Consider the following 23,089-nt stretch of genomic DNA (forward strand, 5'->3'; position numbering starts at 1 on the left):
CGAACTGTTGACGACTTAACGCGCGGCCCCTTGGACACGTGCTTCGCGGGCCACCTGTTCGCGGGCCTTACGGCGATTGCGCACCATGAACACCACGCCAATTACCGCAATGACCAGCTGGAGGCTTAACGCCACCCGAAAGGCGTCGAGGTTATACAGCGAGGTGCCGGGAGCATCGTTGAGGTGGAGCCAGTCCATAATCAACCCAATGAGGTAGATGGTAAGGAAGCCTCCGAAGAAGCCACCGGTATTCACCACACCGGTAGCGGTCCCCATCAGGTGCGGCGGGTTAAAGGTGCGGGCAAAGTCGAAGGCGATCACCGAAGCTGGACCACCGGCCGCCACAGCCACCATCAACACGATCAACAACCACAGCGGGGCCTGCCCCGGCCACAGCAGCACCACGGACCAGCTCAAGATCATGAGGAACACGACGGTCAGCGCGAAATTCGAACGACGTTGCGGGTAGCGGGCCGTCAACGCCCCCAGAATCGGGCCGAATACGATCGCCACCACCACGAACACCGACATCACCGACGAAGCCAGCGCATCATCTAGCCCTTGGCCCTCGACGAGGAATGGGTAGCCCCAGCTGAGCATGAACACATTGCACATGAAGGCGGTGGTGAAGTGGGTCCAGAATCCCAGCTTCGTGCCCGGTTGCCGCCAAGCCAGCGCCAGGCCTTGCCAGGCCCGTAAACGCTCGGTCGACCCCTTGTGACCGAAGTCCTGACCATTGCGCACGAAGGCGATAGTGGTCAGGAACGTTGCGAGGGCCAGTCCAGACATGATGGAAAAGGCCGGAGTCCACCCGAGTGCAACCAGTAGCGCGTGAAAAGGGATCAGGCTAACTAGCTGTCCGAGCTGCCCGAAGGTGCCGGTTAACTGCGTGAGCAGCGGAATACGATTACTGGAAAACCACATCGGCAGTAGCCGGAGCACCGACACGAAAACCATCGCGTCGCCGGCGCCGACGAAGATACGGCCGGTCAACCCCAGACCGACGCTTTCGGCGACCGCCAGCATCCCCTGACCTAGGGCCATGATGGCCGCACCACAGGTAATCAGTAGCCGCGGGCCGAAACGGTCAAGGGCAAGACCCACCGGCACCTGTGCCCCGGCATAGACGATCAACTGGACTACCGAGAAGGCGGCCAGCACCTGGGCGCTGGCCGTGAAGCGTTCCGTGGCCTCGATCCCGGCGACTCCGAAACTCGTGCGCTGGGCTACTGCGGATAAATAGGTGAGCACTGCGGCAACGAAAACTACCCACGAACGCGCCGAGTTGAGCTTGATCGTGTTCACGATTCGGGTGATTCCCCTGCCTCACGTTGGTGTGCCGCGTCCAACCACGGGCCGGTGTCCCCAAGCGAGGCCAAGAAGTCCTCGGCACGTGCCCCGAGCTGCTCTGCGTCGGGCAGATCCTGGTCAACGTCCACCAGCAAGGAACGCTGTTCATGCTGGTGCGCATGCGCATCGAACCGCGCCTCGAAGCCATCGACCATTTGCTTGACGTCTTCGCTGCTGGCCAGCTGTTCGGCCAACTGGCCCTCGACCAGACGGGCCGCTTCACGCAATTTTTCGGTGGGCAAGGCCAGCTTCAGGGCCGCGCCCAGGTACTCCAGACCCGCCACGGCAACGGCCGGGTACTCCGATTCGGAGAGGTAGTGCGGGGTATGTAGCGAGTAGCCGACCACGTCCCGCTGCTGATCGTTGAGACGAATCTCGAGCAGCGCGGTAACGCTTGCCGGGGTTTCGGCGGTGGGCGACCAGGTCGAAATGTTCTCGATCAGATCTTGGCGATTGCCATGAGCCGTCACTCCGATGGGCCGGGTATGCGGCACCGGCATCGGTAGCGAAACCGCCGAGGCCGTCAGCGGAACGTTATAGGCATCAACGAAGCGGCATAGTTCACTAACGAACCGCTCCCACCGCAAATCGGGTTCGACGCCGGTGAGGAACCAAAACTTCCGCCCCAGTTCGTCAGTGAGCAAATAGATGTCGATGCCCGGGGCCTGATAGCCGGCAAAGTGGTCGGCCACGAAAGTCACACGCGGGCGTTGGGCGCTGTAGCAAACCAGCTCGTCGGCATCGAAACGCGCGAACAATTCGGCATCTAAAGCGGTTAGCAATCCATTGCTCAACTGCGCGTGCAGATGACCGGCATCCGAGGCGCCCTTGAGCGAAATCAGCATGCCCAGTCCCTGCAGCTCAGGATCGTCGACGCGCTCGCCGACCAGTTCCAGTAGACGCTCCTGCGACATTTGGCTCCTTCCCTCTGCACGGCCTCGAGCCGGGCAAGGTGCCACCGGCTCGAAGGTTCCAAAGAACCATTCTATCCCCGCGGGTACTTTGCTCACTGTGAACTAGGGCACCGTACGCTCCGACCTCGACTACGATCAGTACCGGAGTACGTACCGCCCGCTTGGTCGCATCATCGACCACTTTGGCGGGTGCACGCCCCAACCCTACAAAGGCATAGTAAGGAATGATTTTGTGATCAACTCCAACGATCTGAAGTTGACTGTCATCGGCACGGACATCAGCCGTCAGGGCAGCGACGCCCTCGTGCTGGGCTTGTTCAAGCAGGAGAACGGCGTAGCAATCGCCGCATCTCCGTTCAGCGCCGAAATGACCCGCGCCGTGGAAGCTTCACTGGCTAGCATCAACGCCACCGGCAAGGCCGACGAGTTGCTGCTGCTCCCGCCGGTGGCCGAAACCAAGGCTAAGGTTATGGCATTCACCGGCCTTGGCGTCGCCGATGACGCCTCGTTGGACGACGAACTGCTCCGCCGCGCGGCAGGTTCGGCCGCACGCCAGCTGAGCAATGTGAGCACCGCGGTGTTCAGCCTGCCGGCCGAGACCACCGCTCGCGTGTCCGCCGTGGCCGAGGGTATCGCGCTCGGCGCCTACCGCTACGAGAACTACCGGGTGGCTTCCAAGAGCAGCAAGCCAACCCTGTCCGAAGCACAGATCGCCACCGAACGCTCAGCGGACAAGGACCTCATTGAGGTGCTCAAGCATGCCGCAGCCATCGGCCGCGCCGTGCGCGGTACCCGCGACCTGATCAACGCGCCGGCCAACGAGCTGTACCCGGAATCTTTCGCCTCGGCGGTAAAGGACTACGCCAAGTCCTTGCCCCTGAAGGTCACGGTGTACGACGAGAAGAAGCTGGCCAAGGACGGTTTCGGCGGCCTGCTCGGGGTCGGCGGCGGCTCTAATCGCCCACCGCGCCTGGTCAAGGTCGAATACGCACCGGCCAAGGCGGCCAAGCACCTAGCTTTGGTCGGCAAGGGCATCACCTTTGACACCGGTGGCATCTCCATCAAGCCTGCCTCGGGAATGCACGCCATGAAGTCGGATATGTCCGGCGCCGCGGCGGTCTTCCAGAGCATCTGCGCCGTTGCCGAACTGGGCCTGGACGTCAAGGTCACCGCATGGCTGTGCCTTGCCGAGAATATGCCCGGCGGCAAGGCCACCCGCCCCGGCGATGTCATCAGCATGTACGGCGGCAAGACCGTCGAGGTGCTCAACACCGACGCCGAGGGACGCCTGGTCATGGGCGATGGTTTGGTTGCTGCCAGCGAGGAGCACCCCGATGTGGTCATCGACATCGCCACGCTCACCGGCGCCCAGATGCTCGCCCTTGGTCTTCGGACCGCCGGCGTGATGGGCACCGAGTCCGTGCGCGATGCGCTCATCGAGGCGTCAAACACCGTGGGCGAACTTGCGTGGCCCATGCCAATTCCGGAGCAGCTGCGCCCGAGCCTCGACTCGGAGGTCGCCGATCTGGCCAACATCGGCGAACGCATGGGTGGGATGATGACCGCCGCGGCCTTCCTGCAGGAATTCGTCGGCGAGGTCGACGGCCAGCAGATTCCGTGGGCACATATCGACTTCGCGGGCCCGGCCTTCAACGAAGGTTCAGCATGGGGTTACACCCCGAAGAACGGTACCGGCAGCCAGGTGCGCACCCTTGTGCAGTACGCGGCAACCTTGGCCGGCTAACGCGTTGAGCCGACGCCCCTTGGCGTGAGATCGACCCGGTGTGGGCGGAGCGAAACTCCGTTCCACACCGGGTTTCGTGTTCCACACCGCATTTAGCCGTGAGCTTGCTACCCAAAGATGACTCACGGGCGCCAACGGGGCTAAGGTAAGTTCTGAAACATCACCAGCGGATGAATGCGAAGAGCCTGACAGGGCACTTCGCCATCTGCGACCCGATCCTCTGGCCGGCGAACGCCGACCATACTATAGCTATTACGAGGGAGCGTTCACGTGGCCGAATCGGCAGCAACGCAAGAATTTGATGTCCTCATCCTCGGCGGTGGATCCGCTGGATACTCGGTGGCGCTACGCGCCGTCCAGTTGGGCTTCTCCGTTGGTTTGATCGAACGCGACAAGGTCGGCGGCACCTGCCTGCACACCGGTTGCATTCCCACCAAGGCCTACCTGCACGCCGCTGAGCTGGCAGAAAACGCCCGCGAAGGCGCGAAGTACGGCATTCACACCAGCCTGGAGTCCATTGACTTGGCTGGCGTGCGCAGCTACAAGGACGGCATCGTCGCTGGCAAGCACAAGGGCCTATCCGGCCTGCTAAAGATGAAGAAGATCACCGTCATCAACGGCAACGGCCGCCTGGTTGGCCAGGACACCATTGACGTTGACGGTGTCGCCTACAAGGGCAAGAACATTGTGTTGGCCACCGGCTCCACCTCCAAGACCTTCGGTCTGGAAATCGGTGGCCGCGTGCTGACCAGCACCGAAGCCCTGAACATGGAGACCCTGCCGAAGAGCGCCATCGTGCTCGGTGGCGGCGTCATCGGTGTCGAGTTCGCCTCCGTCTGGAACTCCTTCGGTGTCGATGTCACCATCGTCGAAGGTCTGCCGTCGCTGGTTCCGAACGAGGACCCGGCCATCATCAAGAACCTTGAGCGTGCTTTCAAGAAGCGAGGCATCAAGTTCAACACCGGCGTGTTCTTCGAAAAGGTCGAGCAGGACGCCAACGGCGTCAAGGTTCACCTGGCCGACGGCAAGACCCTCGAGGCCGACGTCGTGCTCGTGGCCGTAGGCCGCGGCCCGGTCACCGAAAACATGGGCTTCGAAGAGCAGGGCATCACCATCGACCGTGGTTTTGTTATCACCAACGAGCGCCTGCACACCGGTGTTGGCAACATCTACGCCGTGGGCGACATCGTTCCCGGCGTGCAGCTGGCACACCGCGGTTACCAGCACGGCATCTTCGTTGCCGAGGAAATCGCTGGCCAGAAGCCGACCATCGTCGAGGACATCAACATCCCGAAGGTCACCTTCTGCGAGCCTGAAATCGCGTCGGTGGGTTACTCCGAGCCAAAGGCTAAGGAGAAGTTCGGTGAGGACCAGATTGAAACCACCGAGTACAACCTGGCCGGCAACGGTAAGTCTTCGATCCTCGGCACCAGCGGTCTGATCAAGATGGTTCGCGTCAAGAACGGCCCGATCGTCGGCGTGCACGGCATCGGCGGCCGCATCGGTGAGCAGATCGGCGAAGCCCAGCTCATCGTGAACTGGGAAGCCTACCCGGAGGACGTGGCTCAGCTTATCCACGCCCACCCGACGCAGAACGAGTCGCTGGGTGAGGCCGCCTTGGCCTTGGCCGGCAAGCCGCTGCACGGCTAGTCACGTGCCATAAGTCACGAAGTAGCGCGTTTTATCCGGCGCGCTACTTCGTGCACTAGGCTCAGAGGCACGCCTCTCAATTTCGGCCGACCGTACCGCCACGTCCACGACGCAGAGCGGGAACAGCCGGTCATCATCAAAGCTTTGAAAACTGAGGAGATACGGGAAGATGTCTGAAACCGTAAACCTGCCCGCACTGGGCGAAAGCGTTACCGAAGGTACGGTAACCCGCTGGCTGAAGCAGGTCGGCGACCGCGTAGAGGTTGACGAACCGTTAGTTGAGGTTTCCACCGATAAGGTCGACACCGAGGTTCCATCGCCGGTTGCCGGCGTCATCGAGGAAATTTTTGTTGGCGAAGACGAGGAAGCCGAAGTTGGCGCCCCGCTCGTTCGCATCGGCGATGGTTCCGGTTCGGATTCGGGCTCGGACGCGCCAGCCGCCGAGGAAGCACCTGCCGCTGAGGAAGCTCCGGCCAAGGCTGAAGAAGCACCAGCCGCTGAGGCACCGGCTGCACCCGCTGCTGGCGGCGAAGCCTCGGGTACCGAAGTCACCCTCCCCGCCCTGGGCGAGTCGGTTACCGAAGGTACCGTCACCCGCTGGCTGAAGGAAGTCGGCGACGAGGTAGCTGTTGACGAGCCGCTGCTTGAGGTTTCCACCGATAAGGTCGACACCGAGGTTCCGTCCCCCGTGGCCGGCACCCTGCTAGAGATTCGCGTTTCCGAGGACGAAACGGCTGAGGTCGGTTCGGTTCTGGCAGTCATCGGTGCCGCTGGTGCCGCTCCGGCTGCCGAGTCCACCCCGGAACCGGCTGCTCCAGCCAAGTCCGAAGCACCGGCAAAGTCTGAAGCTCCGGCCAAGACCGAGGCTCCTGCCGCCGAAGCACCGGCTGCCGATGTCCCGGCAACTCCGGCGCCGGCTCCGGCAGCACCTGCTGCTCCTGCAGCCCCTGCCGCACCGGCCTCCGAGGCGCCTGCTGGCAACGATTCGGGCTACGTCACCCCGCTGGTACGCCGACTGGCTAACCAGCACGGCATCGACATTGCTTCGGTCACCGGCACCGGTGTCGGCGGACGCATCCGCAAGCAGGACGTTTTGGACGCAGTGGCCGCCAAGGAAGCCGCCGCAGCAGCCCCGGCACCGGCCGCACCCGCCGCTCCAGCTGCCAAGGCAGCTCCGGCCGTCGAAGCTTCCTCACTACGTGGCACCACCGTCAAGGCTCCTCGCATCCGCCAGGTCATCGCCCGCCGCATGCGCGAATCGCTGGACACCTCGACTCAGCTGACTCAGGTCCAGGAAGTCGACATGACTCGCGTGGCCAACCTGCGTAAGGCTGCCAAGGCTGGCTTCAAGGCCACCAACGGTGTGAACCTGACCTACCTGCCGTTCATCGCCAAGGCCGTTGCCGAAGCACTGAAGCAGCACCCGTCGCTGAACGCAAACTACGACGAGGACAAGCAGGAGATCACCTACCACAACGCCGAGCACCTGGGCTTCGCGGTAGATTCCGAGAAGGGCCTGCTGGTTCCGGTCGTTTCCAACGCTGGCGACCTGAACCTCGCCGGTCTGGCCAGCAAGATCGCCGATGTCGCCGCCCGTACCCGCGGTAACAAGATCGGTCCGAACGAGCTGTCCGGTGGCACCTTCACCATCACCAACATTGGTTCGGTAGGGGCCCTGTTCGACACCCCGATCATCAACCAGCCTGAGGTTGCCATCCTGGGTACCGGCACCATCGTCAAGCGCCCGGTCGTTATCACCGACGCCGAAGGCAACGACGTCATCGCCATCCGCCAGATGATGTACCTGTCGCTGACCTACGATCACCGCATCGTTGACGGCGCCGACGCCGGTCGCTTCCTGCAGACCGTCAAGGCACGTCTTGAAGGCGGCGCTTTCGAGGGTGATCTCGGCCTGTAAAGGTTGATTTGTCCTGGCGCGGGGCCCGTGATCGAAGCAATTCGATCACGGGCCCCGCGCGTTTCTACAGCACGTCGAACATGACCTAGGATTGAGTGTATGAGCTTCCTCTATTCCCTTTTGGTTTTTCTGCACATTCTTGGCGCCGCGGCCATTTTCGGCGGATGGTTGGCCAACTTCAAGACCCCTACCGTCAACGTATGGCAATGGTACGGTGCGCTGACTCAGCTGATTACCGGTCTGGCCTTGGTGGCACTGACCGAAATGGGTCTCAGCCCCTGGGACGGGGAACTGAACCACTTCAAGATTGGCGTCAAGCTATTGATTGCCATCGCCATCGTCGTCGCGGCCTTCCTGGGTCGTAAAAAGGTGAAGGCAGGCGCCGAAGTTTCGACCGGCATCGCCCACGCCACGGGTGGTTTGGCCCTGATCAACATCGCGATCGCTGTACTCTGGCACTAGTCATTGCGGCACCGCACGCCAAGGGGACCTCGTCACGAGGTCCCCTTTCCGTTTAATTCCCCCGGCTGAGCACATCGCCGATTTTCCACCGCTGGTCTTCCCACTGAATCGTGAGGGTGATCTGCTCCCCGGCCAATCCCTCGACCGTATGCAACACCTGCCCTTCCCGGTCCACATAGCTGTAACTGGGTTGGGCGCTCGTGGCATTGAGCACCGCGCGATTCTGCGGACCTCGGGCAATAAATTCAATGTCACTAAGTTGTGTGCTCAGGCCTTGAATCTTGAAGCCTAAACTCCGTAACTGCTCGACTGTGGCCAGGTCCCGTTCCAACTGCTGTGAACCCTGCGCATAAAGGTCACGCAGTGCGCGCTGATCCAATCCGGCCAAGGCTTGGTCGCGACGGCGCGACAGGTCGATTACCTGCGTCACCAAGCCGTCCACCGCGTTGGCACACTCCGGAATGATTCCGCCGTCACCGACCTGACATCGGCCATCGGGTACGTTTTCGGCAAGTTCGGGCCCCTGAGCATGCACTTCCGTGGGCAGGTAGCGCAGGGCCGTGAAGCTCGTGACGCCGACAGCCACTACCGCGAGCATCACGGCGGCCACCAGCCGCTTCCTGCCCGGAGTCTGTCGAAGCCTCGGGATGCTCCACCCTGACTGGTTCTTGTCATCAGTCCTTGCTGGTCGAGTGCCCGCTCTACCCCTCGGGCGCCGGGCTCGTATCTTGTCCGGTGTGGCACACGGTGGATGAACGGTCTCCATGAACTGCGTGGCTTGGGCGGGTACACAGTTGGTCCAGTCAATGGCTTCGGCTTGTGCGCAGGCGAAAAGCTGCCGGGCGAAATGCTCAGCCGAGGGGCGCTGCTCAGGATCCTCGCTGAGGGCATCGCATAGAAGCTGGTGCACGAGCTCTGGCAGATCGGGAAAAACTGCCGTGATCGGCGCCCTGTGCTCCGGTGCCGCCGGCACCTGACCGGAGAGCAAGTACCAAACGCAGGCAGCGAGCGCATAGACGTCAGCGCTCCCGATCTGCGCACCGGTTGGTTCCTGACCGGTGAGTATCTCGGGCGCTATGAAGCCCGGTGTTCCAGCGCCCGAAGTGCTTCCGAACGTACCACCGAGCTCCTGAAAGTCGATCAGTTTAGGTTTGCCCTTGGCGGTCAACAAGATATTGCCCGGCGATACGTCACCATGGGCATGTCCCTGTGCATGCATTGCCGCCAAGCGCTGAGCGATCGGAGCCAGCGCCGTCACGCATTCTCCGAGGCTCATTGGGGGCCGTTGCGACAGTAGGGCGTGAAGACTGCCGCCCGGACAATACTCCATCAGCACTCCAGCACCAAGTTGGGTGTTCAACAATCCGTAAACTTCAACCGCATACTCGTGTTGCACCTGAACCCCGTCTTGGATCAATGTGCCTACCGCCTCGGACTCAGTGGTGGTCTTGAGCGCAAAATATACTTGGTCTTCGACCCTCCGAAGTAGCCAAACATTTGCGGGTGACTTGGCACTTAAGGGCCCTATTGTGTCGTATCCTTCGGCTTGCGGCCAGGCAAGTCCGTGCTCTAACGTGTCCATTCCACCGGTATAGCGCGATTGCCCGTTGTCCGCCGCGGATATCCACAGCGTTAGCATTTGCGGTCCCAATTGGCCGGGCTCCACCGCTTGGGCGTAGGGTATCGATCATGACGATCGAATTCGAACGAGTCGGTCTGGGCACGACCTACATTCCATATCTGCAAGCATGGGACTACCAAAAGAGTCTGCATGACGAGGTTGCCGCGGATCAGCGTAGCCCCAGGGTACTTTTCCTTGAGCACGAAGCTGTGTACACCGCCGGGCGACGCACCGAACCGGAAGACCTGCCTCAGGACGGTACGCCGGTAGTCGATGTTGACCGTGGCGGCCAGTTGACCTGGCACGGACCCGGCCAGCTCATTGGCTATCCCATCGTAAAACTCAAGCAGATCAATGCCATCCGCCGCTACGTAGAGACCCTCGAAGAGGCGCTGATGAATGTGCTGAAGGACCTGGGAATCGAGACCATTCAAGTCAAGGGGCGCTCGGGAGTCTGGGTGCCAAGCCGCGACGGTGGTGAAGACCGCAAAATTGCCGCCATCGGAATCCGGATCAATCATGGCGTCACCATGCACGGTTTCGCCTTGAACTGTTCAAACTCCCTCGCACCATACGAGCAGATCATTCCGTGCGGCATCAGCGATGCCGGAGTCACCACGATATCTGCAGAGCTCGGCCGTGAAGTTTCGCCGAGCGACGTTGTTGATCGCGTCCAGCAGGAGCTTGAGCACCTCCTGTCACCGCAAGTTGTTTAATCCTGAACCCCAGAAAGATCAGACTATGAGCGTCGAACCAGAAGGTCGCCGGCTACTACGCGTCGAGAAGCGAAACTCCCAGACCCCAGTGGAGCGTAAGCCCGACTGGATCAAAGCCAAGCTGAACATCGGCCCGGAATACGTGGGCCTGAAAAAGCTCGTCCAAACCGAAGGTCTACACACCGTCTGCGAGGAAGCAGGCTGCCCGAACATCTTTGAGTGCTGGGAAGACCGCGAAGCATCCTTCCTCATTGGCGGCTCGGAATGTACCCGCCGCTGTGACTTCTGCCAGATCGACACTGGCAAGCCAGCCGCGCTGGATCGCTCGGAGCCGTTCAAGGTCGCGATGAGCGTGAAAAAGATGGATCTACGCTACGCCACCGTCACCGGTGTAGCCCGCGACGATCTCGAGGACGAAGGCGTCTGGTTGTACGCCGAGACCGTGCGCCGGATCCACCAGTTCAATGAGAATACCGGTGTCGAACTGTTGATCCCCGACTTCTCCGGTAAGCCCGAGCATCTGGACGCGATCTGCGACTCCGCCCCCGAGGTTTACGCACACAACGTCGAAACCGTGCCCCGCATTTTCAAGCGCATTCGTCCAGCGTTCCGTTACGAGCGCTCGATGGATGTCATCACCCACGGCCACAAGCGCGGACTGATCACCAAGTCCAACCTCATTCTCGGCATGGGTGAGACCCGTGAAGAGATCTCCGAGGCGATGCGTGACCTGTACGAAGCGGGTTGCGACCTGTTGACGATCACCCAGTACCTGCGCCCGACCGAACGCCACCTCCCAGTGGATCGTTGGGTGAAGCCCCAGGAGTTCTTGGAGCTCCAGCAGGAAGCCGAAGAGCTGGGCTTCAACGGTGTTATGTCCGGCCCGCTGGTCCGTTCCTCGTATCGCGCCGGCCGCTTGTGGGCCGGAGCCATGCGCAAGAAGGGACGTGAGATCCCGGAAGCCCTGGCTCATATCGAATCCTCGGGTAACACTCGACAGGAAGCTTCCTCGCTGATCGCGCAGTAGGCACCCTTGTAGCACTTGGTTGGTCCCCGGCATTCCCATACAGGGAGCCGGGGACCTACTATGTCTCGGAGCGCCATCCCCGCGGCCGCCTCGATTCGACCGCGCACAGCGGTCAATGCAAATTTCGCGTAGAATGAGATCACTATGGCCAAAAACACCGACGGCGAGGCATCCGCGAAGAAGCGCGGCCTGTTCTCGCGTAAACCAAAAGCAGAGAAAACTACCAAAGAACCCGGTCGATTGAAGCAAATCGGTCAGGTCTTCCAGATGACCCGCCGCTCCGACCCGATGGTCGTATGGTGGATGGTTCTGGCGGCTGTCGCTGTCATTGCCGTGGGTCTGCTGATCGGTCTGTTGATCAATAACTGGATCACGATGCTGATCATCGCGATCCCGGTGGCTCTGCTTGCCGCCATGTTTGTCATGTCGCGTCGCGCCGAAAAGGCCGCCTTCACGCAGCTGGAAGGCCGCCCCGGTGCCGCCGGTGCCGCCATGAGCGTGCTGCGTCGCGGCTGGATTCTGAAGGATGAGCCGATTGCGGCTAACCGCCACCAGGACATCGTATTCCTGGCCATCGGACGACCAGGCGTAGTGCTGGTTACCGAGGGTCCCACGAACCGGGTACGGGATTTGGTCAGCTCCGAACGCAAACGCATTGGCCGTGTGCTCCCGAACGTCCCGATCCACGTGATCAACGCCGGTAGCGCCGAGGGACAGACGAGCCTGGCCAACGTGGGCAAGGAAATGAAGAAGCTTCCAAAGGCCATCACCAAGCTTGAGGTCAGTGCCGTGGACAAGCGATTGACCACGTTGAGCATGAACCGGATGCCGATCCCTAAGGGAGTTGACCCGACGAAGGTCCGTCCGAACCGCCGGGCAATGCGCGGCCGCTAAAGCAGCTAAAACGCAGAGGGTGGGAACCATTTATGGTTCCCACCCTCTGCGTTTTCTGTGCCCGCAACGGGGTTTCGTGCTGTTTGGTGTCACCTCCTAAGCGGGGCCATACGATATCAAAATGAACAGTAGAAACGACTTGAGAGGCAAGACCGTCCTAGACGCTCCCAGCAGCCGCGTCACCGATAGCACCAGGCCGGCAGTTAACCCGCCCTGAGAGCCGCGAACGATCCGCCTAGCCGCTCCAAAGTGTCGGTACCGTTTGCGACCATGAAGACATAGCCTCGGCAACGGTTTAAGGGGGTGGAGGATGCACCGTGCGCATAAGATTGCCCTAGACCCAACCAACGTGCAAGCTACCGGGTTGACGCGTGCGGCAGGGACCGCACGCTTCGCCTACAACTGGGCCCTCGCCCACTGGAATCAGCAGTACGCAGCCCGCTTGGCTGATCCTTCCCTGCCAGCCCCGTCACAGTACGCGTTGCGCCGTGAACTGAACCGGATCAAACGAACCGAGTTCCCATGGATGTTGGAGTCTACGAAATGCGCCCCGCAAGAAGCAATCATCGCTCTTGGCGTGGGGTTCAAAAACTTCTTCGCCGGCCGCGCCAAACACCCGACCTTCAAGAAGAAAGGCGTGAGCGCTGAGTCGTTCCGTCTTTCCTCTGGACAGTTCCGCATCGAGGGCAAACGTTTGCGCGTACCGAACATCGGGTGGGTTCGGATGCGTGAAGCGGTCCGCTTTGAGAACGCCAAACTCATCTCGGTAACTATCTCGAAACGAGCTGGCCACTGGTACGCCAGTATTAGTTGCGACGTCACTGACCCGCTAGTCCCCACCGTCCCAGTCAGCACGGTTGGTGTTGACCTTGGGGTGCGCGAGTACGTGGTCTCTGACGGTACACGTCATCAGGTGCCCCGTGCGCTGCGCAACGCTCAGCGTTCGCTCAAACGCGCCCAGCAGAGCCTGGCACGTACGGCCAAGGGGTCGAAGAACCGTGCCAAAGCACGTCGAAAGGTGGCCACGATTCACCAAAGGGTCGCCAACGCCCGTCATGACTGGATACATAAGCTCACCACCGGTCTTGCCGATGCACATGACCGGATCGTGATTGAAGATCTCAACGTGAGCGGGATGATGAAGAATCACCGTCTAGCCCTGTCGATCGCGGATGCCTCTTTTGGTGAATTCCGTCGCCAGCTCGACTACAAAACACGTGATCGCAATACAACGCTGATTGTTGCCGATCGCTGGTTCCCGTCCTCGAAAACGTGCAGTGCTTGTGGCGCAAAAACCACGCGCACTATGGCATTGCATGTGAGGGCCTGGGCTTGCGAGGCCTGTGGCGCAACGCATGATCGTGATCTTAACGCGGCGATTAATCTCGCCGTGTATGCCGGGAGTTCCTCGGTGTCAGCCTGTGGAGAGCTCTTCGCCTCTGCCGGCACTGAGTCAGATGGCTTGGTACCGACAAACGGTCTCGATGATGCAGGAACTAGACAGCATCAGGTTACCTAAGACCTGTTTGCATAGGTTCTAGAGAACGGCTATTTGATAACTACAAGAATGCTGTTTCCCGCCCGGTCGTGAAATCCACGTTGGTCGGCGTCGCTAAAAAGTACCGGAATCACCATGCACAATAGGACCGAACGCAACGCACCGCTCCACGGCTTGATGGGCCCACCGTCCATGGATTGCACCTGCATCCCGAACAGCCGGTGACCGATGGAATGACCAAAGAGGCCGACCATAAAGATCTGTAGCCCGCAGAATATCAGCAAGGTGGCTAATGAATCTGATTGGAAGAGCCAGGCGCTTACGGCCATAGCGATCAGCCAATCGATCACCAGCGCGCCGAGCCGACGCCCAAAGCGCGCGACCGACCCCGGTCCCTTGTCTGGGCGGCCCAAGCGTTCGCCGGGCCACTGCTGGGAATTGAGCTGCGGCGGGCCTTCAAGCCACGATCCAAAATCTTTACGTTCCACTCCCCTAGTTTAACGCCCGAGGCTAGGCGGAGGCTTTGCGAGCCCCGAGGCTGCCAAGGCGGCAAGAAATTACGCCGAGCGCGTTTCTGTAACGCATTGGAAACAATAGAGACACCGCTCCGAAACGGAAACTGGGTATTGTTACTTTGTAAGCAGGCGTACCGCGGCACCACCGCGGCTACCGCTTACCGTCACCCACAACTCAACAGGGAGTTCACTCCACATGTTTTCCAGTCCTGAAGAAGCCCTGGCCTACATCGCCAATGAAGACGTCAAGTTCGTGGACATCCGGTTCACCGATCTACCTGGCGTGCAGCAGCACTTCAATGTTCCAGCCAAGTCCGTAGACGCGGACTTCTTCGTCAACGGCCAGCTCTTCGACGGTTCCTCCATCCGTGGCTTCGCCGGAATCTCGGAATCCGATATGCAGCTGATTCCTGATGTCACCACCGGTTTCATCGATCCGTTCCGCATGGAGAAGACCCTTGCGTTCAACTTCTCGATCGTGAACCCACGCACCGGTGAGCCATACCACCGCGATCCGCGTGGTGTGGCCGAGCGCGCCGAGGCCTACCTGGAGTCCACCGGCATCGCCGACACCGCATTCTTCGCCCCCGAGGCAGAGTTCTTCATCTTCGAAGACGTCCGCTACGCATCCACCCCGCAGGGCTCTTTCTACAAGGTCGACTCCGACGAAGCCCCGTGGAACACCGGGCGTAAGGAAGAGGGCGGCAACCAGGGCTACAAGACCCCCTTCAAGGGCGGTTACTTCCCGGTCTCCCCGACCGACAAGCAGGCCGACCTGCGCGATGCGATCTGCATCGAACTGGACAACGTGGGCCTTGAGGTCGAGCGCAGCCACCACGAGGTCGGCGCCGCCGGTCAGGCCGAAATCAACTACAAGTTCAACACCATGGTCCACGCCGCTGACCAGCTGATGCTGTTCAAGTACGTGGTGAAGAACGTTGCCGACGCTTGGGGCAAGTCCGCCACCTTCATGCCGAAGCCGGTCTTCGGTGACAACGGCTCGGGCATGCACGTGCACCAGTCGCTGTGGAACAACGGCGAACCGCTGTTCTACGACGAGAAGGGCTACGCCGGCCTGTCCGACACCGCCCGCTGGTACATTGGTGGTCTGCTCAAGCACGCTTCGGCCGTGCTGGCCTTCACCAACCCGACCGTGAACTCCTACCGTCGTCTGGTCAAGGGCTTCGAGGCACCGGTCAACATGGTGTACTCGCAGGGTAACCGCTCGGCCGGTATCCGTATCCCGATCACCGGTTCGAACCCGAAGGCCAAGCGCATCGAGTTCCGCGCACCGGATGGTTCCTCGAACCCGTACCTGGCCTTCGCTGCACAGCTGATGGCCGGTCTGGACGGCATCAAGAACCGCATCGAGCCGGCTGACCCGATCGACAAGGACCTCTACGAGCTGCCGGCCGAAGAGGCCAAGGACATCCAGCGCGCTCCGGAGAACCTCGAAGAGGCTCTGAAGGCGCTCGAGGAGGACTACGAGTTCCTGCTCGAAGGTGGCGTGTTCACCGAGGACCTGATCCGCACCTGGATCGAGTACAAGCGTGAAAACGAGATCAAGCCACTGAGCCTGCGCCCGAACCCATACGAGTTTGAGCTGTACTACGGCTGCTAATTAGCCCCGTGGGCTAGTCTTCAGCTGGTCAACAGCGTATCCGCCCGGATCGTGTCCTGCACCGCAGGGAACGATCCGGGCGGATTTTTATTTGTGGAGCGAACAACCCTAGGCTAAGCCGTAGCGAGCGAGCATGTTGGTGCGCTCAAGGGTGCGGCCGTTCGCATGGCATCACCCCAGTCGACACACGATGGAAAGGCGGCCTGCATGAATGAACAGCTACCCAGCGGCTGGGTCTCCGTGCGCCGAGCGGACCGCGAGGTGGTGGGTTATCTCGAGGCGCTGCGTGAGGACTACGCGCGGGTACAACCGCGTAATGTGCTCGGGCATGTCGTTGGCGACGCCTGTGACTACCTGGCAGGGGAAGAACGACTCCTCGAACGCGGTCTGTGCGAACTCTCCGAACCATGGAGGCTGACCGACGGCGCCGTTCTGAGCATTCTGGAGGTGTCCCCACACGGTATCGTTCTGACCGATCGGCTCGCCGCCAAGGCGCTGCTGCCCAGTGCCCGCGTGCACGTTACGTGGCCGGATCTCGAGCATCGGCTCCAACCGGCCGAACTGTAGGGTTAGTCGTCGAAACCGTAGAAGAGACGCTCGAAGACCGCACGGGAGTGTCGGGTCACCCGCAGATAGTCCTCCTCTAGTTCGTGCCCGTGGCCCGGCTCGTAGCGGCACCAGCGGCCCACGGCCTCCATATCGCGCGCGGAGCGCGGCAAAACGTCGCTGGTGCGACCGGCGGTGATGATCTCCGCGCTACGCACCCGGGTGGCCAGCGTCCATGCGTCGCTCAGCTCCAGGGCATCCTGATCGGTCAGTAGCTCAAGGTCGGCCAGCGCGGCCAGCGCCTGCAGCGTGGAGGGAGTGCGCAGCTGCGGGTGCTCGCTAGCATGTTGCAGCTGGTAGAGCTGTACGAGCCATTCAACGTCGGAAAGCGAACCTCGTCCTAGCTTCAGATGCCGCGTCGGATCGGCACCACGCGGCAAGCGCTCGGATTCCACGCGGGCCTTGATCTTGCGGATCTCCTTGACTTCGCTCTCGCTGAGCGCCCGCTCATAACGAACCGGTTCGATCAGGTCGATGAAGTCCGCGGCTAGCTCCATGTCACCGGCAAAGGGGCGCGCCCGGAGCAGGGCCTGCCGTTCCCAGGGTTCGACCCACCGGTCGTAGTAGCTGGCATAGCTCTCGAGGGATCGCACCAGCGATCCGGTCCGCCCCTCGGGCCGCAAATCGGAGTCGACCTTGAGCTTGACCTCGGCGGGAATGGCGGGCTTGAGCGGACGCGAACACCATGCCAAGAGTTCGGTGCACACGCGCAATGCCTGCTCCTGCGCCTTCTGCGCGTCGGCCCCTGGCAGCGGACGCTGCACCAAGAGGACGTCGGCATCCGACCCGTAGCCGATCTCGCGACCACCCTGACGGCCCATGGCGATCACCGCCACACTGGCATGTTCGCCGTGTTCGCGCTGATCGACGATCATCAGCACCCGCAGGATCCCATCCATCATCGCCGCGTCGATGTCGCTCAGGGCCGCACCGACCTGGCTAACGTCGAGTAATTCGGCGCCGTCGGCCAGTGCGACACGCAGTACCTCGCGGCGGCGGATCAGGCGGATTTGCCGCACCGCGGCCTCGGGTTGCTTGGCGCGCTGAATAATCGCTTCGTTTTGCTGCGTGAGGGCCTGCAGGGTCAGCGGGCGTAGCGCCGCGTCGTTGCCTAACCAGGCCGCCGCGGAAGCCTCGTTGGCCAGCAGATCCGTCAGGAAGCGCGTATTGGACAGCAGGGCGCACAATCGTTCGGCGGCGGTGTTGGTATCGCGCAACATTCCGAGGAACCAGTGGCTCTTGCCCAGGGATTCGCTAATCCGGCGGAACCCGAGCAGCCCGGCATCGGGGTCCACCCCGCGGGCGAACCAATCCAAGAGCACCGGCAGCAGTTGGCGCTGGAGCGAGGAGCGGCGTGAGACTCCCCCAATCAGCGCCTCGATATGACGCATGGCCGCCTTGGGATCCAGGTAGCCTAGGGCACGCAGGCGCGCTTGGGCGGATTCCGGGGTCAGCCTGACATCGTCGGCCGAAAGATTCGAACTGGAAACCAGCAGTGGACGATAGAAAATGGCTTCATGCAGCCGCCGGACCAGGCGTTTAGTGGCGTTCCAGCGTTTGAGGAGTTTCTCCGGGCTGGTGGCGCTCAGGTCCCCGGCAGGACGGATGGCGCGGGCCAGCACCCGCTGGGCCTGTTCGGCGCGGGGCATCAAGTGGGTGCGCCGCAACTGGCTGAGCTGTATACGGTGTTCCAGCAGGCGCAGGAAGCGGTAAGCGTCGGCAAAGTCTTGAGCATCTTGGCGTCCGATGTACCCGATGCGGCTGAGCGCGTCGATCGCCAGCGTTGTGGTCGGCACCTGAATGTCCGCGTCGACCCGGCCGTGCACCAACTGCAGCAGCTGTACGGTGAACTCCACATCGCGCAGCCCGCCGGGGCCGAGCTTGATCTGCCAGTTCACCTCGTCCTTGGGAATGTGGTCGGTGACGCGACGGCGCATTTTCTGCACCGACTCCACGAAGCCTTCGCGTTCCGGGCTGGACCAGACAAAGGGGTTGACCATTCGTTCGTAGGCGGAGCCCAGATCCCGGTCACCGGCGATGGCGCGGGCCTTGAGCAGTGCCTGGAACTCCCAAGACTGCGCCCAACGCTGGTAGTAGGCCTCGTGCGAGGACAGCGTGCGCGAAAGCACCCCGTCCTTGCCTTCGGGCCGCAGGTTCGCATCGACTTCCCACAACATCGGCTCCGGGCCCGGCGCCATGATGGCCTTCGCGGCGTTGGAGCAGATGGCCACGGCGATCTGCGCGGCAGTGTCCTCGTCGATCAACGGCAGGCTGCTGTGCACGTAGATCACGTCGACGTCGGAGATGTAGTTCAGCTCGCGGGCCCCGCATTTGCCCATGCCAATCACCGCCACGTTGACCGCGTCAACATGCTGCGCGGTGAACTGGCCGGCAAGTTCGGCGCGGGCCACCGCCAGCGCGGCGTCCAGCGCGGCCGCGGCGAGGTCGGCCAGCTCGGCAGCCACCTGTGGCAGAGCATCCTGCGGGTCGACACAATTCACGTCGCGATAGGCCAGATCCAAAAGGCCGCGGCGGTAGGCCACGCGCAATGCTTGGCGTGCCTCGGCGCCGGTCAGCCCGGCGATCTGGTGCCCGTGCTCGCTTTCTTGAGCCTGCACGGACTCGAGCAGCCGTTCACGCAGCAGCTCGGCGTCGGTGGCCACGAAATCCGCCGGTGGGGCGATACGCACATCGGCCAAGGCCTCATCACAGCGAATCAGGAACTCGCCAAGCGCCGAGGAGGACCCGAGCAAACGGATCAACGCCAGCCCGGTTTCCGGTTCGGCGAAGATCTCGCGTGCCTGCGGGTGGCGTTCCACCAGACGCAGGGCCAGTAACAACGCCTGGTCTGGATCCGGGGCGTGCGATAGCGCGGTAAGCAGGTTCTGCTGGTCGAGCCCTTCGAGTTCCGGGGAGGCCAGGAACCGTTGGGCGCGTTCGGTGTCGCCGAAGCCGGCGTTGATCAGTGAGCGGACCGGTGACTCTGCCATCGCCGCCGCCTACAGAATTCCCAGATACCGGTTCAGCTCGAAGGGGCTGATTTCCTGACGGTACGCTTCCCATTCGGCGCGCTTGTTGGCGATGAAGGAGTTGTAGACCTGCTCACCGAGGACCTCGGCCATCAGCTCGGATTCTTCCATCGCCTTCAGCGCATCATGCAGCGAACCCGGTAGCGGGTGGTGGCCCGAGGCGCGACGCTCGGCGGTGGACAGGCTCCACACGTCATCCTCGGTCGGATCCTCCAGGTCGTAGCCCTCACGGATACCCTTCAGGCCGGCTCCGAGCAGGCAGGCGTAGGCCAAGTACGGGTTAGCGGCCGAGTCGATACCGCGGTACTCCACGCGAGCGCTTTGCCCCTTGCCGGGCTTGTAAAGCGGCACACGCACCAGGGCCGAGCGGTTGTTGTGCCCCCACGACAGGTGGCTCGGGGCTTCTCCCCCGCCCCACAGGCGCTTGTAGGAGTTCACGAACTGGTTGGTGACCGCGGTCAATTCCGGTGCGTGACGCAAGATGCCGGCGATAAAGGAGCGGGCCACGTCGGAGAGCTGGTATTCGCGTCCGGCCTCGAAGAAGGCGTTCTCGTCGCCCTCGAACAGCGAGAAGTGCGTGTGCATGCCACTGCCCGGGTGCTCGGTAAAGGGCTTGGGCATGAAGGTCGCGTAGATCCCCTTCTGCATCGCCATCTCCTTGATGACGGTACGGAAGGTCATGATGTTGTCCGCGGTTTGCAGGGCGTCCGCATAGCGCAAGTCGATTTCGTTCTGCCCCGGCCCGTTCTCGTGGTGCGAAAACTCCACCGAAATACCCAAGGCTTCGAGGGTGGTTACCGAGGAGCGGCGGAAGTCCTGCCCGACCCCGTCGGGCACATGATCAAAGTAGCCGCCATTATCGATCGGCTGCGGGCGTCCCTGCTTATCGAGATTCGCCGAATGCAGCAGGTAGAACTCGATCTCCGGGTGCGTGTAGCAGGTGAAGCCCATATCGGAGGCCTCATTCAACTGCCGCTTGAGCACATGGCGTGGATCGGCGTTCGAGGGGGTACCCTCCGGGGTAAGGATGTCGCAGAACATGCGGCTGGTCGGCTCGACCTCGCCGCGCCACGGCAGTAGCTGAAAGGTGGAGGGGTCCGGCTGCAGCAACATGTCGGATTCGTAAATGCGCGACAGACCCTCGATGGAGGAACCATCAAAGCCCAGCCCCTCCTCGAAGGCGTCTTCCACTTCCGCCGGGGCCAGAGCCACCGACTTCAGCGAACCGACGACGTCGGTGAACCACAATCGCACAAAGCGCACGTCTCGTTCCTCAATAGTGCGCAACACGAATTCCTGTTGGCGATCCATCATCCACCACCTTCGACTCAAGACTTGTCCAAAGCTCCGCAGCGGCGCGAAGCAGCATGGTTTTAAAGTAAGCCTATACGTTCTGAACGGCATTGGGCCGTAGATGAACCGCGGCACACCGCAAACCCAAGTGCGCTAAGGTTTTCCTATGGCCAAACCATATGTTTCGGAACCACAATCCTCACCGGCAAAGATCCGTATTCACCATCTTCAGAAGGCCAAAGACAGTGGCGCGAAGTTCGCGATGCTCACCGCCTACGACACCATGATGGCCGAAATTTTCGACGGTTGCGGCATCGAATTGTTGCTCGTGGGTGACTCCGCGGCCAACACCGTCATCGGCTACGACTCCACCTTGCCAATCACCCTCGACGAGATGATCGTGTTCACCAAGGCCGTGGCCAACGGTGCCCGTCGGGCCATGGTCGTGACCGATCTGCCCTTCGGTAGCTACGAGCAGTCCCCCGCCCAGGCCGTCGCCTCGGCCACGCGACTGATGAAGGAAGGCGGCGCGCAGGCCGTCAAGATGGAAGGCGGCGCCGAATTCGCTGGCCACGTCAAGGCCTTGGTGCAGGCAGGGGTTCCGGTTATCGGCCATATTGGCTTCACCCCGCAGTCCGAACACGCCCTGGGCGGTTACCGGGTGCAGGGGCGCGGCGAACAGTCCGCACAGTTGATCGCCGACGGTCAGGCCCTGCAAGACGCCGGTGCCTTCGCTGTGCTCGCCGAGATGATCCCCAGCCCGGTGGCCGCCGAGCTTGAGGCCACGTTGCGCGTGCCCACCATCGGCATCGGTGCCGGTAACGAAACCACCGGTCAGGTCCTGGTCTGGCAGGACATGCTCGGCTTGGGTGGGCACCGTACTCCACGTTTCGTGAAGAAGTATGCCGACCTGCGTGGAATCGTTTCCCAGGCGGTCTCCGAGTACCACCGTGAGGTCCTCGAAGGGTCCTTCCCGTCGGCCGACTACGAATTCACCGAATAAACCCGCACCACTAGTTCGTTGGAAGGGGACGCGGTCGACTTAGTCGTCCGCGTCTTCTTCTTCGTCCCACTCCTCGTTGCGCGCACGCACCTTATCCATCGCGCCGCGGGCAGCTTCTTCTGTGGGGTATGGGCCCAGTAGCGCCGACCAATCGGACTGTGGCCCGTGTTCGATGCCTCCGGTCTGCACGTTGTACCAATACTGGCCCTCGCCGGGTAGTGACTTTTCGCTCATGGCTCTTCCCTTGGTCGTGACTCGCCTTACGTTTCTCTACGCTATCGCAGGCTAACCCACCGTGGCAGCTAGGACGCGTAAACCCGGTGGCCACATCGTTAGAATGGTTCTCATGGCAGCACACGCACCGATCGGTCACCTAGAACCAGGCACTATATCCCCGCAACGACACGTTCCAGCTCATATTGAGCGTCCCGAGTACGTCGGTAAGAAGGAACCGGCGAAAAGCACGGCCAGCGACATCAAGTCGCCCGAGGTGATCGAACGGATCCGCGTTGCCTCAAAAATTGCCGCCCAGGCCCTCGCCGAGGTGGGACGAGCCTGCCAGCCGGGAATCACCACAGATGAGTTGGATCGGATTGGGCACGAGTTTCTGATCGACCACAACGCCTACCCCTCGACCTTGGGATATCGCGGCTTCCCGAAGTCGCTCTGCTCGTCGCTCAACGAAGTGATCTGCCATGGCATCCCGGATAGCACCGTGCTACGCGACGGGGACATTATCAACATCGACATCACCGCTTACATCGGCGGGGTGCATGGCGATAATAATGCCACCTTCTTGGTTGGCGACGTGGACGAAGAGTCGCGCCTCTTGGTCGAACGCACCGAGATGTCACTCAAACGTGCCATCAAGGCAGTAATGCCCGGGCGAGAGATCAACGTGATCGGGCGCAGCATCGAGACCTACGCCAAGCGCTTCGGCTACGGTGTGGTGCGTGACTTCACCGGTCACGGAGTCGGTGAGTCATTCCACTCCGGGCTGATTATCCCGCACTATGACGCCGCGCCGGCCCACAACACCTTAATTGAACCGGGGATGGTCTTCACCATTGAGCCCATGCTCACCCTAGGCACCATCGAATGGGATATGTGGGCCGACGACTGGACCGTGACGACCAAGGACCGCAAGCGCACCGCCCAATTCGAACACACTCTGCTGGTGACCGAATCCGGCGCTGAGATCCTCACCCTGCCCTAGCGGCTCCCCCCT

General features: G+C 61.7%; 19 protein-coding genes. 12 read left to right on the plus strand and 7 right to left on the minus strand.

What is annotated here, in order from left to right; genetic code table 11:
* Positions 1 to 15 precede the first annotated feature (15 nt).
* Together ACJD00_RS10255 and ACJD00_RS10260 are read right to left on the minus strand one after the other, a co-directional pair.
* Positions 16 to 1,305 carry an MFS transporter gene (locus ACJD00_RS10255; RefSeq protein WP_418906924.1) on the minus strand — a complete coding sequence of 430 codons (1,290 nt, stop codon included), beginning with the start codon at positions 1,303 to 1,305 and terminating at the stop codon, positions 16 to 18.
* On the minus strand, positions 1,302 to 2,264 hold the full coding sequence (locus ACJD00_RS10260; protein ID WP_418906925.1) for a proteasome assembly chaperone family protein: 963 nt from the start codon (positions 2,262 to 2,264) through the stop codon (positions 1,302 to 1,304). Before ACJD00_RS10260 ends, ACJD00_RS10255 begins: the two co-directional genes overlap by 4 nt.
* 232 nt (positions 2,265 to 2,496) lie before the next feature.
* Between ACJD00_RS10260 and ACJD00_RS10265 the strand changes: the two genes are divergently transcribed.
* The 4 genes from ACJD00_RS10265 to ACJD00_RS10280 all read left to right on the plus strand — a co-directional run bounded on the left by ACJD00_RS10265 (position 2,497) and on the right by ACJD00_RS10280 (position 8,038).
* A complete protein-coding gene (locus ACJD00_RS10265) occupies positions 2,497 to 4,008 on the plus strand; it encodes a leucyl aminopeptidase (protein WP_418906926.1) in 1,512 nt (503 codons plus the stop codon).
* 270 nt (positions 4,009 to 4,278) lie between these two features.
* A complete protein-coding gene (gene lpdA / locus ACJD00_RS10270) occupies positions 4,279 to 5,658 on the plus strand; it encodes a dihydrolipoyl dehydrogenase (protein ID WP_418906927.1) in 1,380 nt (459 codons plus the stop codon).
* Positions 5,659 to 5,827: 169 nt separating this feature from the next.
* The gene (sucB, locus tag ACJD00_RS10275; protein ID WP_418906928.1) at positions 5,828 to 7,576 is read left to right on the plus strand and encodes a 2-oxoglutarate dehydrogenase, E2 component, dihydrolipoamide succinyltransferase; all 1,749 of its coding nucleotides are present in this window, start codon (positions 5,828 to 5,830) and stop codon (positions 7,574 to 7,576) included.
* 99 nt (positions 7,577 to 7,675) lie between these two features.
* Positions 7,676 to 8,038 (plus strand): hypothetical protein, encoded by a 363-nt coding sequence (locus ACJD00_RS10280; RefSeq protein ID WP_418906929.1) that lies wholly within the window; start codon positions 7,676 to 7,678, stop codon positions 8,036 to 8,038.
* Positions 8,039 to 8,090: 52 nt separating this feature from the next.
* On the opposite strand, the gene ACJD00_RS10285 is transcribed toward ACJD00_RS10280, so the two are convergent.
* Positions 8,091 to 9,677: a serine/threonine protein kinase gene (locus ACJD00_RS10285; RefSeq protein ID WP_418906930.1), complete on the minus strand. Its 1,587-nt coding sequence runs from the start codon at positions 9,675 to 9,677 to the stop codon at positions 8,091 to 8,093.
* Positions 9,678 to 9,727: 50 nt separating this feature from the next.
* Here ACJD00_RS10285 and lipB point away from each other — a divergent pair, with 50 nt between their 5' ends.
* From lipB to ACJD00_RS10305, 4 genes are all read left to right on the plus strand, one after another.
* Entirely contained in the window at positions 9,728 to 10,375 is a 648-nt protein-coding gene (gene lipB, locus ACJD00_RS10290) for a lipoyl(octanoyl) transferase LipB (RefSeq protein WP_418906931.1), read from the plus strand.
* A 25-nt stretch (positions 10,376 to 10,400) separates the two neighbouring features.
* The gene (gene lipA / locus ACJD00_RS10295) at positions 10,401 to 11,402 is read left to right on the plus strand and encodes a lipoyl synthase (RefSeq protein WP_396275207.1); all 1,002 of its coding nucleotides are present in this window, start codon (positions 10,401 to 10,403) and stop codon (positions 11,400 to 11,402) included.
* A gap of 144 nt (positions 11,403 to 11,546) precedes the next feature.
* Positions 11,547 to 12,296: a DUF4191 domain-containing protein gene (locus tag ACJD00_RS10300; RefSeq protein ID WP_418906932.1), complete on the plus strand. Its 750-nt coding sequence runs from the start codon at positions 11,547 to 11,549 to the stop codon at positions 12,294 to 12,296.
* 310 nt (positions 12,297 to 12,606) lie between these two features.
* A complete protein-coding gene (locus ACJD00_RS10305) occupies positions 12,607 to 13,815 on the plus strand; it encodes an RNA-guided endonuclease InsQ/TnpB family protein (protein ID WP_418906933.1) in 1,209 nt (402 codons plus the stop codon).
* Between the two features lie 29 nt (positions 13,816 to 13,844).
* Here the strand turns inward: ACJD00_RS10305 and ACJD00_RS10310 are convergent, their stop codons facing one another.
* Positions 13,845 to 14,282: an RDD family protein gene (locus ACJD00_RS10310; protein WP_418906934.1), complete on the minus strand. Its 438-nt coding sequence runs from the start codon at positions 14,280 to 14,282 to the stop codon at positions 13,845 to 13,847.
* Positions 14,283 to 14,505: 223 nt separating this feature from the next.
* Between ACJD00_RS10310 and glnA (ACJD00_RS10315) the strand changes: the two genes are divergently transcribed.
* Positions 14,506 to 15,930, plus strand: a complete 1,425-nt coding sequence (gene glnA / locus ACJD00_RS10315) for a type I glutamate--ammonia ligase (RefSeq protein ID WP_309406583.1) — start codon at positions 14,506 to 14,508, stop codon at positions 15,928 to 15,930.
* Between the two features lie 207 nt (positions 15,931 to 16,137).
* Positions 16,138 to 16,497 carry a hypothetical protein gene (locus ACJD00_RS10320; protein WP_418906935.1) on the plus strand — a complete coding sequence of 120 codons (360 nt, stop codon included), beginning with the start codon at positions 16,138 to 16,140 and terminating at the stop codon, positions 16,495 to 16,497.
* 2 nt (positions 16,498 to 16,499) lie between these two features.
* Here the strand turns inward: ACJD00_RS10320 and ACJD00_RS10325 are convergent, their stop codons facing one another.
* Both ACJD00_RS10325 and glnA (ACJD00_RS10330) read right to left on the minus strand, forming a co-directional pair.
* Positions 16,500 to 19,526: a bifunctional [glutamine synthetase] adenylyltransferase/[glutamine synthetase]-adenylyl-L-tyrosine phosphorylase gene (locus tag ACJD00_RS10325; RefSeq protein WP_418906936.1), complete on the minus strand. Its 3,027-nt coding sequence runs from the start codon at positions 19,524 to 19,526 to the stop codon at positions 16,500 to 16,502.
* Between the two features lie 9 nt (positions 19,527 to 19,535).
* Positions 19,536 to 20,876: a type I glutamate--ammonia ligase gene (gene glnA, locus ACJD00_RS10330; protein ID WP_418909329.1), complete on the minus strand. Its 1,341-nt coding sequence runs from the start codon at positions 20,874 to 20,876 to the stop codon at positions 19,536 to 19,538.
* A gap of 148 nt (positions 20,877 to 21,024) precedes the next feature.
* On the opposite strand from glnA (ACJD00_RS10330), the gene panB reads away from it, so the two are divergent.
* Positions 21,025 to 21,861 (plus strand): 3-methyl-2-oxobutanoate hydroxymethyltransferase, encoded by an 837-nt coding sequence (gene panB, locus ACJD00_RS10335; RefSeq protein ID WP_418906937.1) that lies wholly within the window; start codon positions 21,025 to 21,027, stop codon positions 21,859 to 21,861.
* Between the two features lie 39 nt (positions 21,862 to 21,900).
* Here panB and ACJD00_RS10340 read toward each other — a convergent pair whose 3' ends face one another.
* Positions 21,901 to 22,095, minus strand: coding sequence for an SPOR domain-containing protein (locus ACJD00_RS10340; protein WP_418906938.1), 195 nt, complete (start codon positions 22,093 to 22,095; stop codon positions 21,901 to 21,903).
* 103 nt (positions 22,096 to 22,198) lie between these two features.
* Here ACJD00_RS10340 and map point away from each other — a divergent pair, with 103 nt between their 5' ends.
* Complete coding sequence (gene map / locus ACJD00_RS10345; RefSeq protein WP_418906939.1) at positions 22,199 to 23,077, plus strand: type I methionyl aminopeptidase; 879 nt, start codon at positions 22,199 to 22,201, stop codon at positions 23,075 to 23,077.
* The last annotated feature ends 12 nt before the right edge of the window (positions 23,078 to 23,089 follow it).

This window comes from Glutamicibacter endophyticus, from assembly GCF_048457885.1.
Classification (GTDB): Bacteria; Actinomycetota; Actinomycetes; order Actinomycetales; family Micrococcaceae; genus Glutamicibacter; species Glutamicibacter endophyticus.